This is a genomic window from Streptomyces sp. NPDC060035 (assembly GCF_042736635.1).
In the GTDB taxonomy this organism is placed as follows: Bacteria; Actinomycetota; Actinomycetes; order Streptomycetales; family Streptomycetaceae; genus Streptomyces.
On the sequence record NZ_JBHWVO010000006.1, the window covers coordinates 303,444 to 318,409 of the forward strand.

Below are 14,966 nucleotides of genomic sequence, written 5' to 3' on the forward strand. Positions count from 1 at the left end.
GTGTCGGGGCCGGGACGGTTCCTCGCCCGGGCGGCCGCCGGCGCCGCCGGGCTGACCGTGATCGCCGCCCTGCTGGGGCTCGTTCGGGACCAGGCCATCGCCCGGCTCTTCGGCGCAAGTCATGCCAGCGACGCGTTCCTGATCGCCTGGACCCTGCCGGAGATGGCGGCCACGCTGCTGATCGAGGACGGGATGGCCCTGCTGCTCGTCCCTGCCTTCAGCCATGCACTGGCCCGACGTGCCGCCGCCGGATCCGCTGGAGACGGCCTCGCGGACGATCCCGTACGGGCACTTGTCGCGGACACCTTTCCCCGGCTGTTCGCCTTGCTGGCCTGCGCGGGCACCCTGCTGGTGCTGGGAGCTCCCTGGGTGGTCGGCGTTCTGGCGCCCGGTCTGAGCGATCCCGGGCTCGCCGTGGACTGCACGCGTCTGACAGCCGTCACGGTGCTCACATTCGGCGTCACCGGGTACTTCAGCGCCGCCCTGAGGGCACACGGGCGCTTTCTGGAACCGGCCGGTGTCTACATCGCCTACAACGTCGGCATCATCGGTATGACGCTCGCGCTGCACTCCGTCTGGGGTGTGCGCGCCGCGGCGGCCGGGGTGGCCGTCGGCAGTGTGCTGATGATCCTGACCCAGCTGCCCACGTTCGCGAAGCTGTTGCTGCTACGGCGGGTGCCGCGCGGCGACGGGCCGCGCCCGGTACGGGAAGGCATCCCGCCGCTCCTGGGTGTCACGGTCCTCGCGCCCGTCGTGCTGTTCGTGGTGGGCCGTCAGTCGCAGGTGTTCGTCGAGCGGTTCCTCGCTTCGTCCCTGCCCGACGGGGCCATCTCCCATCTCAACTACGCGCAGAAGGTCGCGCAGCTCCCGATGGTGCTGTCCATGATGATCTGTACGGTGACCTTCCCGGTCGTCGCCCGGGCCATGGCCGCCGGGGACCGGGACGGCGCCCGCCGGCGGGTCGAGCGCGATCTCGCGCTGGCCGGGACAGTGGTTCTGCTGGGCACGTCGATGGTGCTCGGCTACGCCCACCAGATCGTCGAAGTGCTTTTCCAGCGCGGCGCCTTCGACGCCGAGGACACCGCGGCCACGGCCGGTGTGATGCGGATCTACGCGCTCGGGCTGCTCGGCCACACCCTGGTCGGAACGCTGTGCCGGCCGTTCTTCTCCACCGGGAAGCCCACCTGGTACCCGTTCTGCGCGATGAGCGCCGGACTGCTGGTCACGACGGGGGCCGGTCTGGCCCTGGCCGGCCCGTTCGGCGTCAACGGCATCGCGGCGGCCAATGCCGTCGGCATCAGCACGGCCGCGCTGCTGCTGCTCCTGGGCCTCGGCTCACGCGCGGTCGCCATCCGGGTCCTCGCCGTCGCCGTGTCCCTCGGCCGGCCCGCTGCCGCGGCAGCCGTGGCCGGGGCCACGGGATGGGTGACCGCCCCCGCGATCGCCCATCCGGCGCTCAGCCTGGCGGCAGGCTGTGTCCTCGTGCCGACGGCGTTCCTTCTCACCGGACTTGCCCTCAGAGCTCCCGAAGCCGTTCATCTGCTGGCCCTCACCCGACAGAGGTTCCTTCATGGCCGCTGACACATCCGCACCCGCCGCCGTCCCGCCCGCTTGCCGATCCCAGCCGTGGATTTTCACCTACCACTCGGTGAGCGATCCCACGGACGATCCGTACGGCATCACCGTCTCCGCCGAGCGCCTGGACCAGCAGCTGACCTGGCTGCGGCGTCGCCGCCTCACCGGCGTGGGGGTCGGGGCGCTGCTGCGCGCACACGCCGCCGGCCGGCGCGGGCTGGTAGGGCTGACGTTCGACGACGGGTACGCCGACTTCCTCCACGAAGCGCTCCCGGTGCTGCTCGGGCACGGCTTCACGGCGACGGTGTTCGTCCTGCCGGGCCGGACAGGCGGATCCAACGTATGGGACCCGCTCGGCCCCCGGAAGCCCCTGCTGTCCGAGGACGGCATCCGTGCCATCGCGGACGCAGGGTTCGAAATCGGCTCTCACGGCATGCGACACCTGGATCTGACGGCGCTGACCGACGAGGAGCTGCGCCTGGAGACACACGGCAGCAGGGAGGCGATCCGCGGCATCACGGGGACCGCCCCGGCAGGCTTCTGCTATCCGTACGGCACGGCCGACCGGCGGGTGCTGTCGTCGGTCCGGGACGCGGGGTACGACTACGGCTGCGCGCTCGGTCCCGGCTCCCTCACCGGACCGCTCGCCCTGCCCCGTACGCACATCAGCCACGCCGACCGGGGCGCCCGTCTACGGGCGAAGGAGCTACGGCACCGCCTGCGCCACCGGCCGGGGGCCGCCCCCGCTCCCGTCCTCACCCGGGGGGCCCGATGAAGGCCCTGCACATCATCACGGGCCTCGGGGTCGGCGGCGCGGAGCAGCAGCTGCGACTGCTGCTGCGTCATCTGCCGGTGCCCTGCGACGTCGTGACGCTCACCAACCCGGGCGCTGTCGCCGAGGGGCTGCGCGCCGACGGCATCCGCGTCAGGCACCTGGGGATGAACGGCAACCGTGACCTCACCGCTGTGCCCAGGCTGGCCCGGCTCATCCGCCGCGGGGCGTACGACCTCGTGCACACACACCTGTACCGAGCCTGCGTCTACGGGCGGATCGCGGCCCGGCTGTCCGGGACCACCCGCGCCACGATCGCCACAGAGCATTCGCTGGGGCACTCGGAGATCGAAGGACGGCCGCTCACCCGCGGCACCCGGGCTCTGTATCTGCGCACCGAGCGCCTCGGGGCGGCGACGGTCGCCGTCTCCCCCACCATCGCGGGCCGCCTGCTCGACTGGGGCGTGCCGGCCGCCCGGATCCACACGGTGCCCAACGGAATCGACGCGGCACGGTTCCGCTTCGACAGCGGCCGGCGGCGTGCGACCCGCGCGCTGCTCCGTATCCCCGACGACGCCTTCGTGGTGGGGGGTGTCGGCAGGCTCGTGCCCGGCAAGCGCTTCGACGTACTGATCCGTGCCGTTGCGGCGCTCCCGGGCGCCTGGCTGGTGCTGGCCGGGGACGGCCCCGAAGGCGGATCGCTGCGAGCCCTGGCCACCCGGCTCCAGATCGCCGGGCGGGTCCGTTTCCTCGGGGAGTGCGACACGGGCGGCGACACGGGCGGCCCCGGGATCCCCGCCGTGCTCTGGGCCATGGACACCTTCGTCTCGGCGTCCCGCGAGGAGTCCTTCGGGCTGGCAGCCGTCGAGGCACTGGCCGCCGGGCTTCCCGTCGTGCACAGCGCCTGTCCCGCCATTGACGACCTCCCGGCCGACCGGACACCGGGCGCCACGCGCATCGGCGACGCCGGCTCCCTCTCCTCTCCCGCCGATCTCACGCACGAGCTGACGGCCGCGCTGCGCCACCGGATGGAGAGCGGCGCGCGAAGACTGCCCCCGCCCCCGGCCGTGGACCAGTACGACATCAGGCTCAGCAGCGAGCGCCTCATGGACGTCTACGCGCACGCCCTCGAAACCGCCCCCTCGACCTGGAGAGCACACTCATGACCGAGTCGCCCGAGCAGCAGCCGGCCGCCCGCGGACGGGTCCGCAGACGCCGCCCCCAGTCCGCACGGCCCCGCCGGTGGCCCCTGCCCGCCTGCATCCTGCTCGGAACGGCATCCGGGCTCTCCTACGGGCTGCTCGCCCCGACCGAGTACGCGGCGACCAGTTACGCCATGGTGGCTGCCGACAAGGGCGTCGATCCGGCAGCCGCGCTCGGCTACGCCCAGTCGTACGGCCGCCTGGCCACGAGCGAGGCGACACTCGTCTATGCCCGCGGCGCCGCGGGCGCGCCGGTGCGGGAACTGCGCACCCACGTACGCTCCGAGACCTCCCCCGACTCGCCCATGATCGCGATCACCGGAACGTCGAAGAATCCGCGACGGGCCGCGGACATCGCCAACGCGGTCACCGAGGCCGTGGTCGTCAGCAGCGGTCATGTCGCCAAGGACACCGGGGTAAAACTCGTCAAGTTCTCGCACGCAGTCCCGTCGCCGGAGCCGGTGTCGCCCTCGGTGCCCCTCGGCACCGCTGTGGGCGCGAGTGCGGGCGGGCTGATCGGCGGCCTGGTCCTCCTCGTACGGCCCCGCCCGGGACACCGGAGTGTCCCGGCCCAGGGGACGGCTCCTGCCCAGGCGGGCGGTCCGCTCCCGGCCGACGAACGGGAGCTCGTGCGATGACCGTCGACCTTCATGGCCGCCTCACCGTCACCCTCTGCCGGGACCTGGGGGAGTTCGCCGGACTCTCCGGGGAGTGGGACGCCCTGCACCGCCACTGCTCGACCTCCACACCCTTCCAGAGCCACGCCTGGCTGCACTCGTGGTGGCTCTCCTACGGAACGCCGGGCCGGCTCCGCGTCGTGCTGGCCCGGCGGCACGGGCGGCTGATCGGTGCGGCCCCCCTGATGCTCGTACACCGCCCGATGCCCCTGCTGGTGCCCATGGGCGGTGCGATCTCCGACTTCTTCGACATCCTCGTGGACGACGAGGAGGCGAAGGGCGCGGTCATGGCTCTGGAGCGGGGACTCGAACGGGCCGCCGTTCACACGGTGATCGATCTGCGGGAGGTGCGGCCCGACGCCTCGGCCCAGCTGCTGTACGGGAACTGGTCCGGTGCCAGGAGCAGGCTCACGGACTCGACCTGCATGGAACTCCCCGCCGAGCCCATCGGCGCTCTCCTCGAGCGGATGCCCGGTTCGCGTGCCCAGCGCGCCCGGTCCAAGCTGCGCAAGCTGGACGCTCTGGGGATCGAGTGCCGCCCGGCACCGGAGCAACGCGTGGCAGGCGCGGTCGACACCCTGCTGCGGCTGCACGAACGCCAGTGGCGCGGACGTGGGATCAACCCGGAGCATCTGCGGCCGCGTTTCTGCGAGCATCTGGTGCGTGCGACCCGCCGGATGGTCCGCGACGGCGAGGCATCGCTGACGGAGTTCCTGCTCGACGGCGATGTGGTGGCCGCCGAACTGTCGCTCAGGTCCGCGCACCTGGCCGGCGGTTATCTGTACGGAGCCGATCCAGGGCTCCGGGAGAAGAAGGTGGATGTGACGGCGATGCTGTTGCGCGAAGCGGCACAGCAGGCGGCGGACACAGGACGGAGCGTGCTGAGTCTGCTGCGCGGCTCGGAGCAGTACAAGAACGGCTGGGGTCCCGTTCCGGTCGTCAACCAGCGCCTGCTCCTCGCGCGCTCCGCCCTGGAGCCGCTGCTCCGGCTGCGCGAGTCCCAGGTGGCGGTGCGGGACCGGGCCGTGGAAACCGTGAAGAACCGCTTTCCCACCGCACGTGACTGGCGCAGCCGGCTGAGCGTTCTTCCTGCCGGAGGCCTCCCCGGCATCGGCCGGAGATAACCAGCGATTACGACTTTTGATCCGATCCGTTACCGTCTGTCGATTTCCGCGTTGTCATGGCAGGCCGGCCGCGCGATTCTGCAGCCGGTTTCGAACCTCTCAAGGAGAACAGATGTCGCGTATCTCGAAGGTAGCCGCTGTCATGGCAGGTACCGGTGCCCTGATCGCCGGCGGTGCCGGCCTGGCTACCGCCGACGCCGGAGCGGACGCCGTCGCCGCCCACTCCCCCGGTGTCGGTTCGGGCAACGTCGTCCAGGTGCCCGTTCACGTCCCGGTCAACGTCTGCGGCAACACGGTGAACGTCATCGCGCTGCTCAACCCGGCGTTCGGCAACTTCTGCGCGAACGTGTCGGACGGCCGTGACGACAAGGGTGACCACGGCTACGGCCACTGATCTCCACGCCGCACGCCACCGGGCCGCTCCTCTCCGCCGAGAGGAGCGGCCCGGCCGCTTTCCGCCGCCTGCAGCCGGATCCCGCCGGCTCAGACGTAGCTGTAGAGGTGGGCGTGATCGAGGAGCTTTGCGGGCGCCACGTCCCAGGGAGGCATCGGCTCGTCGAGCGCGAAGACCAGGTTGCTCTGCGGATCGTCGGCGGGGAGGCTGCGGGCCGGCAGATAGCGGGAGCGCGGGTGCGTCTCCTGCCAGCGTGCCCAGAGCAGGTCCATATAGGCGTGATGCAGCCAGAAGACCGGGTCGTTGGGAGATGCAGCACCGGCCATCGAGCCACCGATCCAGCGGTGCACCTGGTTGTGGTTGGCCACCCCTCGTATCCCGCTGATCCCCCAGCCTTCGATTCTGTTCCGGAAGCCCGTGGTGCTGACACTGTTCCACGGTGCGGTGTCGTAGACCGGGTCGCTCAGCGCCCGGTCCACGTCCGCCTTGCTGGGCAGGGTGACCGGTGCGGAGGGACGGCCGAAGTTCCGGCGCAGGAAGGGGTCGTTGGTGACCCCCGCGCTGATACGCCAGTTTCCCTCCCCGTACGCGAACGGCCCTGTCATGACCTGCCGGTCACCGGACCTGCCGTTGCCGCCGAGGAAGTCCTCCGCCCAGAGGGAAGCCGCCGGCGTACTGTCCCGCGTCCAGTCCCAGTACGGGATCGATACGCCTGGGTCGACGGCCTGCAGGGCATTCTCGAACTCCAGCAGGTACTTGCGGTGCCACGGGAAGAAGGACGGGCTCATGTGGGCGGGCCGTGGCCCGCTCTGGGCGTCCGTGACGTAGTACTTCTGGTGCAGGGTGACGAACTCGTCGTACCGTCCTGAGCGCTTGAGCTCCAGGACCGCACCTACGAGGCGCTTCTTCTCCGTGCGTGTGAGGTCGTGCTGATTCTTGCGGCTGTACACCCGTGCTCGTCCTTTGGGGTCAGATGGTGTGCGCGGAGGCTGTGGCCAGCTGGGCGGTGCCGATCTCGTCCACAGCCGCTCGGGCTGTCTCGAGCAGTGTCGGGAACGACTCGTAGTGGTTGACCATACTGAGGTAGCTCCCGTCGGAGCGCCTCATCACATGCAGCGGTCTGCCGTCGATACTCACCTCCGTGTGCGCAACAGCGGCCACGGAGGCGGCCCGGCCTGTGTCCGCCTCCCCGCCGGCAGGCACCATGACCGTCGCCGTCCCGCGGATGTCGCGGCCCCGGTACATCTCGGCGAAGCGCTCGAGCTCGGGCAAGCGCACTCCTTCCCCGCTGCGGGCCCGGGTCTCCCCGCTGTCCACGAGAATCGGCGCGAGCGCACCGCCCGTCCCGGCGATCACGCTCGACGTGAAGGCGGCGCGCAGCACGACGCGGCGGGCCGGGCTCCTCCTGCCGGCCGTTGCGCCGCTCGTGCCGGTGGTCGGATCCATGATCTGTTTCCTGCCTCTCGTCCAGACTTCCGAAGTGCCGTCTCTCGAGGTTGACAACGAGGCGGCGCGTGAACGGTTCTCACCGTGCACGAATCACGCGACCGTGGGAATTTTCCCGGTCCGTCCGGCCGCGTCGGCCGCACGGCAGCGCGCAGCGGGCCAGCATGGCCGTCCGAGCTCACGGAGGTTGCATGAACGCGCCGACGCAGGTACCCACGAGCCGCGTGCGCAGAACGGCGGACGTCGATCTGGCCGATCCGTCGTTCTGGCAGCTGCCCCGGCCCGAGCGGCTGTCCGCGTTCGCACTGCTGCGGGAGCTCGACGCACCGGTCCTGTTCACCCCGCGTACGGGCTCGCGCACGCCGTTCTACGCGCTCGTGAAGCACGCCGATGTGAAGGCGGCGAGCCGGCAGCCGCACGTCTTCGCCAGCGCGCCCGGTGTCACCACGCCCGAGCCGGCCCGCTGGGCCAAAGCGGTGTTCGGCAATTCCATGGTCAACATGGACGGCGCCGAGCACGCCGGCCTGCGCAGGACCATCTCCCGCGCGTTCACCCCCCGGCTGCTCGCGGCCGCCGAGGAGAACATCTGCGAGATCGCGCGGCGGCTGGTGGACGAGATGATCGCCGAGCGCCCCGGCGACTTCATGCCCTCGGCTCCCTCCCGTATGCCGTTCGAGGTCATCTGCGACCTGATGGGGATCCCCGGCCGCTCTCGCGCCGAGATCGCCGCCCAGATCGATCAGGCCTCGGAGTACGTAGGAGTCCGGCGCCGGGGCCGCGCCCGGCTGCGGGTGCCGGGCCGTGGTCTGCGCTCCCTGGCCCGCATGCAGTTCGTAATGGCGAAGCTCGCACGCGAGCGCCGCCGCAGGCCCGCCGACGACGTGATCTCTGCCCTGGTCAGCGCGGACGTCGACGGACAGGCTCTGTCCTCCCGTCAGCTCGGCGCCTTCTTCTCCCTGTTGCTCGTGGCGGGGGTGGAGACCACGCGCAACGCGATCGCCCACGGAATGTTCCTGTTGACCGCGCACCCGGAGCAGCGGGTTCTCCTCGAGTCCGACTTCGACCGGTACGCCGACGGCGCGGTGGACGAGATCGTCCGGCACTCGACACCGATCATCCAGTTCCGCCGGACGGTCGCGGCCGAATCCACACTCGGCGGGCGCACCTTTCTTCCCGGCGAGAAGGTGATGTTTCTCTACGCTTCGGCGAACCGGGACAGTTCGGTTTTCACCGACCCCGATGCCTTCGACATCACCCGCTCCCCCAATCCACACCTCGGTTACGGCGGGGGCGGTCCCCATCACTGTCTGGGAGCGCATCTGGCACGCCTGGAGATGAAGGCTCTCTTCCATGAACTGCTCACGCGGCCAGGGAATGTGCGGGCTGCGGGCGAACCGGATCTGGTCGATTCGAATTTCGACAACCGCGTCCGCTCACTCCCCTTCGCCTTTGACTGTCACCCGAATGGAGCGGTCTGATTCTCCGGATGCCGCGAATGGCCCATTCACACGTGCTCGCACAGCCCATTGTTGAACGTTTCTCCTTAGGGTCGAGATCGTCGTAGGTACGCCGAAACCCAAGGAGGAGCCGTGCCCGCACAGCGCCGTCTCATCAATTTCTGGATCGGGACGGCTGTGCTCGGCCTCCTCGTCGGTGGCGCAGTCGTCGTCGAGCGGACCGGGTCGGACTCCGAGGCCGGGAAGGGCACTTCACCTGCTCCGTCCGCGTCTGCCGACACCACCGCCATCGGCGCCTACCTGGACTACGGACCCGACGGCATCCGGCGGATCCCGGAGATGTCGCGCTGGCTCGGCGGGGCGGAGCTGCGTGTCGGGCACAGCTATCTGCCGGGCGACCTGTGGGAGAACATCGAGGGCCGTCCCGGATTCCTCGGAGCGTGGGGGGCCTGGCGGCGTGCGTCCGCGGACCGGTTGTTCGTACTCAACACACCGATGCTGGAACGGAACGAGGAGCGCGTCCCGGACTCGGAGGTGCGCAGGCTCCTGCGGGCGGGTGCCGACGGAGAGTTCGACGAGCACTTCCGCAAGCTGGCCGGCCGGCTGGTCCTGCTGGGCCTCCCGGACACGGTGATCGTTCTCGGATGGGAGATGAACGGCACCACGTACACGCACCGCTGCGGTCCGGATCCCGCTGCGTGGAAGGCGTACTGGAATCGCATCGTCACCACGATGCGGTCGGTACCGGGCCAGAAATTCCGCTTCGACTTCGCTCCGAGCCGAGGGCTGGATGCCGTCCCCTGGACCGAGTGCTATCCCGGCGACGACGTCGTGGACATCATCGGTATGGACTCCTACGACCAGCCGCCGGCCCGGACGTTCGACGACCAGGTGAACGAACCGTACGGACTGCAGAAGCAGGTCGACTTCGCGGCGGAACACGGCAAGCCGATCTCCTTCCCGGAGTGGGGCCTCTTCCGCAACGGCGACAACCCGGAGTACATGCGTCGCATGCTGGCGTGGATCCAGCAGCACAAGCCGGTGTACCAGACGATCACGGACTACTGCCCGCACGGTGTGTGGCAGTGCGCCGAGAACCCCGAGTCGTCCCGGGTGTACCGCGAGATGCTGACCCAGCAGCCGGGGGCCGGCTATCCCACCTCGCCCGTGCCCACGCCGAGCTGGACACTCAAGCCCGAGAAGCCCACACCGACCGTGCCCGAACCGGACACGAACGGAACCGAGTGGTGCTTCAGCATTCCGCTGAGCGACTGGTTCAGCCAGTGGGTGACGGACCGCAGGTACTGCGTGCGCGACTAGGGGTGTCCGCAAAGCCCCTGGAGCCTCATGTCCGGCGGGCGGCCTTCGGCGGCCCGCCGGCCACTCCTCGCATCGTCCCCTCGCCGGGCGGTGAACTCCGAGGCGGCGCTGGAGGGCTCTGCGGGTTCCGTATCCATCGGCTGTCCGCGGGGCCGTGCGTGGACACCCCGGGCCGGCGAAGGCGGTTCCGCCTCGCGGGCCCGGGGTGTGGCCGGCAGGTCAGGCCTTGCTGGTGCAGATCGTGTCGTACGGCCTGCCCGGGCTCGGGAACAGGTCCAACGGATCGGCACCCGCAGGGCATTCCTCGGCCGTCTTCGTCAGGGCCACAACCTTGCTCGCGCCGCTGCCCCCGCCGCCGCAGGCCACTTCCTTGGCCGTATCGTCCACGCAGTCGCCCACCACCAGCTGGCCACCGCCCGCTCCGGCATCACCGGGGTGGTCGCCGGACAGATTGCGGCCGCAGATGGTCTTGCTGGGGAGACCGTTGCTGGCGTCACCGGAGCCGATGGCGACCTTCACGGAGATGATCTCGTCCGTACCGGCCGGACACTCGACGGCACCGGCGAAGAAGGAACCGTCAGTGACAGCAAGGGCCTTGATCGTCGCCTTCGGGTCGTCGCAGTCGAGGCTCTGAAAACTGTCCTTCGACTTGCCGCTGTCGGGTCCCGCGCAGTCGCCGACCTTCCACTCCCGGGCCTTCTGATCACCGCCGCTGGAGGAATCGTTGCAGGCAGTGGTGACCCCCAGGACGAGTGCAAGGAGCAGCACTGCCCTGACGCTCCTACCGGGACTGCGTCGCAATGACGAGCCGGTGCTGCTCCGGGGTCGCGTGCTTCCGTGAACGCTCATAGTGCTGCTCCTTGGGTATATGGCGTGGCACGCAAAGCATTTCGGCGTGGCACACGCATGGTGACGCGCGCCTGACGACGCCTGGAAGGAGCATGGCGGTTCCCGGACTTCGCCGGTCGGCCCGCGCCCAGGGGCAGGGTCGTCCCCGGACCGCGGGCGTGGTGTGAGCGAGGCGCGCCCGGGTGGGATCAGAGGTGGACCATGACGGTCTTGGTCTCGGTGTAGGCGTCCAGGACCTCGATGCCATGTTCACGGCCGAGGCCGGACTGCTTGAACCCGCCGAAGGGAACGGTCCCCGCGCTCATGTCGGCGTAGGCGTTGATCCACACGGTTCCGGCGCGCAGGCCGCTCGCAGTGCGGTGGGCGCGTTCGAGGTTCCTGGTCCATACCGAGGCGGAGAGTCCGTAAATGGTGTCGTTGCCCTGGGCAATGGCGTCAGCGGTGTCGGTGAAGGTCATAAGGGAAGCCACGGGACCAAAGATCTCCTCCCGTACGACGCGGGCGTCGGCACCGACGTTCTCGATCAGCGTGGGCGGCATGTACAGGCCGTGGCCGAGCTCGCCGGACGTCTCCAGGGTGCCGCCCTCTTCGCGGGCCACGTCCAGGTAGGACGACACCCGCTCGAAGTGCTCGGGTGAGGCCAGCGGCCCCATCCGGGTGTCCGGGTGGAAGGGGTCGCCGAGTGTGTACGCCTTCATCTCCTGGAGCAGGAGTTCCCGGAACCGTTCACGGACGGACTCCTGGACGAAGATCCGGGTTCCGGCGACGCAGCCCTCGCCACTGCCCTGGGCGAATCCGGCGACGGCGCCCTTCGCCGCGGCGTCCAGGTCGGCGTCGTCGAAGACGATCGTGGGCGACTTGCCGCCCAGTTCCAGGGTCACCCGCTTGAGGTCCTTGCTGGAGACCTCCAGGATGCGCTTGCCCACGGCCAGTGATCCGGTGAAGGAGATCTTGTCGACGCCCCTGTGGTTGGTCAGGGCCTCGCCCGTCGTGACACCGTCGCCGGTCACGATGTTGACCACTCCCTGCGGCAGATCGGTGGTCAGTAGCAGCTCACCGATCCGCAGCGCGGACAACGGCGACCAGGCGGCGGGCTTGGCGACCACGGTGTTGCCGGTCGCCAGCGCCGGGCCCAGCTTCCAGGCCAGTTGCAGGACCGGGCCGTTCCAGGCGGTGATGGCCCCCACCACGCCCAGCGGCTGGCGCAGGGTGTAGTTGAAGACCGTCGGGTCGGACGGCGCGGTCTGCCCGTATATCTTCGTCGGCCAGCCCGCGTAGTGCCGGAAGACCTCCACGGAGTGGTCCACCAGCCAGCGGGTCATCCACAGCGGGCCGCCCATGTCGAGCGAGTCCAGCACGGCGAGTTCCTCGGCGTGCGCCTCGATCACGTCGGCGATCTGCAGCAGCATCCTGCTGCGCCGGTACGGCGTGATGTCCGCCCACGACGGCGCCTCGAAGGCCCGCCGGGCAGCCGCCACGGCCAGATCCACATCGTGTGGTCCGGCGGAGGCAATGGAGGTGAGGGCGCGCCCGGTGGCGGGGTCGAAGGTCTCGAAGGTGGCACCTGATGCCGGAGCGGTCCACGCACCGTCGATCAGCAGCTTCTTGGCCGGGCCGTCGAGGAACGCGGGGGCCGGACGCGCAGAGGGGTTCAACGTGAGGGGAGTAGTCATGACGGTCTCCTAGCAAAACGAACTGGTTCGTTCTCGTGCTCGACCGACCGTAACCCACCCGCCCCTGCTCTGCAAACGAACCAGTTCGTTTAAGATGAGGAATATGGACAAGGGACAGGCCAGCAGGCGGCGCCTCCTCGATGCCGCCGCCGTCGAATTCGCCGCTCACGGCATCGCCGGCGCGCGCGTCGACCGCGTCTCGGCCGACGCGAAGGTGAGCAAGGCCCAGATGTACGCCTACTACGGCAGCAAGGAGGCCCTGTTCGACGCCGTCCTCAGCGACCAGGTCGAAGGCATCCTCGACGCCGCGCCGCTGACACCTGATGACCTGCCGGGGTACGCCGTCCGCCTGTACGACGCCTATCTCGCACACCCACAGCTCGTGCGCCTGGCCACCTGGGCCCGCCTGGAGCGGACCCCTGCCGGGTACCTGTTCACCGAGGCCGACGAAAGCCCCAAGATCCAGGCCATCACCCGGGCACAGGACTCCGGGCACATCGATCCCACCCTGCCCGCGGCCGATGTGCACTCCATGGTGATCGCCATGGCCATGACCTGGTCACCGGCCGGCCTCACCTACGCCGCGACCACGGCGGACCCCGGCGCCGACCACGACCGCCGCCGCACCAGCCTCGCCCTGGCCGTACGCCGCGCCTTCCGCCCCTGACACGCTGCGCGCGAGGGCAAGCAGCGCTGCCGGGGCACTTCCTGAGGCGTCCGTGGCGGCGGCGCCGGTCCGGCGGCCGTACCGCTCGTGCTCCACGCGCCACTCCGGATCCGCTCACCCCGCCGCTGCGCGGCCTCGCAAACATGCCGTCGAGGTCGACGTACCGGCGGGCGGGATTCACTCCGTCATGTCCGGCGGGCCCGCGGCCGATGCGCCGGCCGTCCTGATTTCCCGGTGCGGAGATCGCCCCGTTGGGCGTCGAGGAACCGAAGTGCCTCATCCATGCGCCACTTGAGAGCGTCGGCCCGAAGGAGATCCAGCACATGGCCCACGTCGAGGCACCCCTCATCCAGCAGTTCGCCGAAGCCGCCCGCCACTGAGCCATCACCTCGGCAACCGACGACCTCAGCGGGCTCGAAGGAAGCCGGAGGTCGCGGTGCGGCCGATGAAGGTGAAGCGGGTGTCGCCGGCGAGGTGCTTCTCCGCTGCGGCGGCGACCCCGGGCCAGCCCTTGTCCATGTAGTCGTCGAGGACGACGACCCCGCCGCTCGCCGTGATGGTCTCGGCCCATCGGAGGTCTTCCCGTACGCCGTCCTCGGAGTGGTCACCGTCGATGATGACCACTCCGTACTCGCGATCGGAGACAGCGGAGCGGACCTCCGGAGCATTGGAGAAGCCGCGGTGCAGGCGGAGTCGCTCAGGGGGCAGACCGGAGAGGGTGAGGTTGGCGCGCACCACCTGTTCCGCGATCGGGGTGCCCGAGGGGTCGGCGCCGACGACATGACCGGGCTGGAGCTGTACGTCGGCCAGCGGGTCGACGATGGTCAGACCGGGAGTGTGGCCCGCCCTGATGAGCTGCCGGGCGAGGCCGGCGGCGAACAGACCGTGCAGGGTGCCGATCTCCAGGACCTCGTCGTTCGGCGGCTTGAGCAACGGGACGGTGGACAGCTTGCCGACGACGTTCATCGTGCCGCCCGCCACCCGTCCGGCACCCAGCGCCTCAAGCACGACAAGAGTGCGGTAGGCAAGGTGGATATGGCGTTCGGCGGTGTCGACACCCGTGACCTCGCGCACCTCGTCGGCCAGTTTCCCGATCTGGGTCCTGGTGGGCATCCGATGGCTGCCCCGTCCGGCGCGGCCGAGCAACAGCTCGATGGCGTAGGTGGTCACGGACACGCCGCTCAGCTGCTGCCGTGTGAGCTCCAGCTCCTTGCGCAGCTCGGCGTTCTCGGCTCTGGCGAGTCGCTTGATCCTGCGGTCCAGCACCGTGACTACCGGGCGCAGCGCCCGCCTGACGGGCGGGGACGTGAGCAAGGACATCGCACACCTTCCGAGTGGGTGGAGAGTTTCGACGGAGGCGTCACGCTAGTAGCGGGAGAATCTCCCCACAGGGGCCACTGGCCGTACACCGAACGACCGACAGGTGAATTCCGGAAACCCGATCACACGCCGCAGAGGCAGCCCGCCGACCTGCTGCCGCTGAACTTCTCGGCGAAGCCACCGCTCTCGCCGGCGGACTGAACCCCGCCGCCACCGACCAACTGTCGGCTGCCGATTTCGTGACGATCCAGGGCCGGCCCGTTGGACCGCGTACGGCCGTGGACAACCTCTTCGACAATGCAGCCCTCGACGGCCGACCCGACGGAACCGTCGATGGGCACCTCACCAAGAAGAGAACGGCACGGCCCGGCTCATCATCAGCGACGACGACCCCGGCATCCCTCCCGGCCGACGCCAGGCGCTGACAGAACGCTCCACCCGCGGCTCCCGCCCCGCTCCGTCGTTCCGGCCTCGGCCCCGAGCTCGTCGA

Annotated in this window: 16 protein-coding genes; 10 read left to right on the top strand and 6 right to left on the bottom strand. The window is 69.9% G+C overall.

The window, feature by feature from the left end:
* From ACFWBQ_RS12715 to ACFWBQ_RS12740, 6 genes are all read left to right on the top strand, one after another.
* Nucleotides 1–1,581 (top strand): lipid II flippase MurJ, encoded by a 1,581-nt coding sequence (locus tag ACFWBQ_RS12715; protein ID WP_385487191.1) that lies wholly within the window; start codon nucleotides 1–3, stop codon nucleotides 1,579–1,581.
* Entirely contained in the window at nucleotides 1,571–2,350 is a 780-nt protein-coding gene (locus ACFWBQ_RS12720; protein WP_385487029.1) for a polysaccharide deacetylase family protein, read from the top strand. Before ACFWBQ_RS12715 ends, ACFWBQ_RS12720 begins: the two co-directional genes overlap by 11 nt.
* Nucleotides 2,347–3,513 (top strand): glycosyltransferase, encoded by a 1,167-nt coding sequence (locus ACFWBQ_RS12725; RefSeq protein WP_385487031.1) that lies wholly within the window; start codon nucleotides 2,347–2,349, stop codon nucleotides 3,511–3,513. The genes ACFWBQ_RS12720 and ACFWBQ_RS12725 overlap by 4 nt, the downstream gene beginning before the upstream one ends.
* Nucleotides 3,510–4,187, top strand: coding sequence for a lipopolysaccharide biosynthesis protein (locus ACFWBQ_RS12730; RefSeq protein WP_385487033.1), 678 nt, complete (start codon nucleotides 3,510–3,512; stop codon nucleotides 4,185–4,187). Before ACFWBQ_RS12725 ends, ACFWBQ_RS12730 begins: the two co-directional genes overlap by 4 nt.
* A complete protein-coding gene (locus ACFWBQ_RS12735; RefSeq protein ID WP_385487035.1) occupies nucleotides 4,184–5,350 on the top strand; it encodes a GNAT family N-acetyltransferase in 1,167 nt (388 codons plus the stop codon). Before ACFWBQ_RS12730 ends, ACFWBQ_RS12735 begins: the two co-directional genes overlap by 4 nt.
* 112 nt (nucleotides 5,351–5,462) lie before the next feature.
* Nucleotides 5,463–5,744: a chaplin family protein gene (locus tag ACFWBQ_RS12740; RefSeq protein WP_385487037.1), complete on the top strand. Its 282-nt coding sequence runs from the start codon at nucleotides 5,463–5,465 to the stop codon at nucleotides 5,742–5,744.
* Between the two features lie 89 nt (nucleotides 5,745–5,833).
* Here the strand turns inward: ACFWBQ_RS12740 and ACFWBQ_RS12745 are convergent, their stop codons facing one another.
* The gene (locus ACFWBQ_RS12745; protein ID WP_385487039.1) at nucleotides 5,834–6,694 is read right to left on the bottom strand and encodes a tyrosinase family protein; all 861 of its coding nucleotides are present in this window, start codon (nucleotides 6,692–6,694) and stop codon (nucleotides 5,834–5,836) included.
* A 19-nt stretch (nucleotides 6,695–6,713) separates the two neighbouring features.
* Nucleotides 6,714–7,190, bottom strand: a complete 477-nt coding sequence (locus ACFWBQ_RS12750; protein ID WP_385487041.1) for a tyrosinase family oxidase copper chaperone — start codon at nucleotides 7,188–7,190, stop codon at nucleotides 6,714–6,716.
* 191 nt (nucleotides 7,191–7,381) lie between these two features.
* Between ACFWBQ_RS12750 and ACFWBQ_RS12755 the strand changes: the two genes are divergently transcribed.
* Together ACFWBQ_RS12755 and ACFWBQ_RS12760 are read left to right on the top strand one after the other, a co-directional pair.
* Nucleotides 7,382–8,668: a cytochrome P450 gene (locus ACFWBQ_RS12755; protein WP_385487043.1), complete on the top strand. Its 1,287-nt coding sequence runs from the start codon at nucleotides 7,382–7,384 to the stop codon at nucleotides 8,666–8,668.
* A gap of 111 nt (nucleotides 8,669–8,779) precedes the next feature.
* Entirely contained in the window at nucleotides 8,780–9,967 is a 1,188-nt protein-coding gene (locus ACFWBQ_RS12760) for a glycoside hydrolase family 26 protein (protein WP_385487045.1), read from the top strand.
* Between the two features lie 219 nt (nucleotides 9,968–10,186).
* On the opposite strand, the gene ACFWBQ_RS12765 is transcribed toward ACFWBQ_RS12760, so the two are convergent.
* Together ACFWBQ_RS12765 and ACFWBQ_RS12770 are read right to left on the bottom strand one after the other, a co-directional pair.
* Nucleotides 10,187–10,816 (bottom strand): hypothetical protein, encoded by a 630-nt coding sequence (locus tag ACFWBQ_RS12765; RefSeq protein WP_385487047.1) that lies wholly within the window; start codon nucleotides 10,814–10,816, stop codon nucleotides 10,187–10,189.
* 188 nt (nucleotides 10,817–11,004) lie between these two features.
* Nucleotides 11,005–12,489, bottom strand: a complete 1,485-nt coding sequence (locus tag ACFWBQ_RS12770; RefSeq protein WP_385487049.1) for an aldehyde dehydrogenase family protein — start codon at nucleotides 12,487–12,489, stop codon at nucleotides 11,005–11,007.
* A gap of 103 nt (nucleotides 12,490–12,592) precedes the next feature.
* Between ACFWBQ_RS12770 and ACFWBQ_RS12775 the strand changes: the two genes are divergently transcribed.
* A complete protein-coding gene (locus tag ACFWBQ_RS12775; RefSeq protein ID WP_385487051.1) occupies nucleotides 12,593–13,156 on the top strand; it encodes a TetR family transcriptional regulator in 564 nt (187 codons plus the stop codon).
* A 251-nt stretch (nucleotides 13,157–13,407) separates the two neighbouring features.
* Complete coding sequence (locus ACFWBQ_RS12780; protein WP_385487053.1) at nucleotides 13,408–13,536, top strand: hypothetical protein; 129 nt, start codon at nucleotides 13,408–13,410, stop codon at nucleotides 13,534–13,536.
* A gap of 25 nt (nucleotides 13,537–13,561) precedes the next feature.
* Here ACFWBQ_RS12780 and ACFWBQ_RS12785 read toward each other — a convergent pair whose 3' ends face one another.
* Nucleotides 13,562–14,476 carry a class I SAM-dependent methyltransferase gene (locus ACFWBQ_RS12785; RefSeq protein ID WP_385487055.1) on the bottom strand — a complete coding sequence of 305 codons (915 nt, stop codon included), beginning with the start codon at nucleotides 14,474–14,476 and terminating at the stop codon, nucleotides 13,562–13,564.
* 122 nt (nucleotides 14,477–14,598) lie between these two features.
* The gene (locus tag ACFWBQ_RS12790) at nucleotides 14,599–14,817 is read right to left on the bottom strand and encodes a hypothetical protein (protein WP_385487057.1); all 219 of its coding nucleotides are present in this window, start codon (nucleotides 14,815–14,817) and stop codon (nucleotides 14,599–14,601) included.
* Nucleotides 14,818–14,966 lie beyond the last annotated feature (149 nt).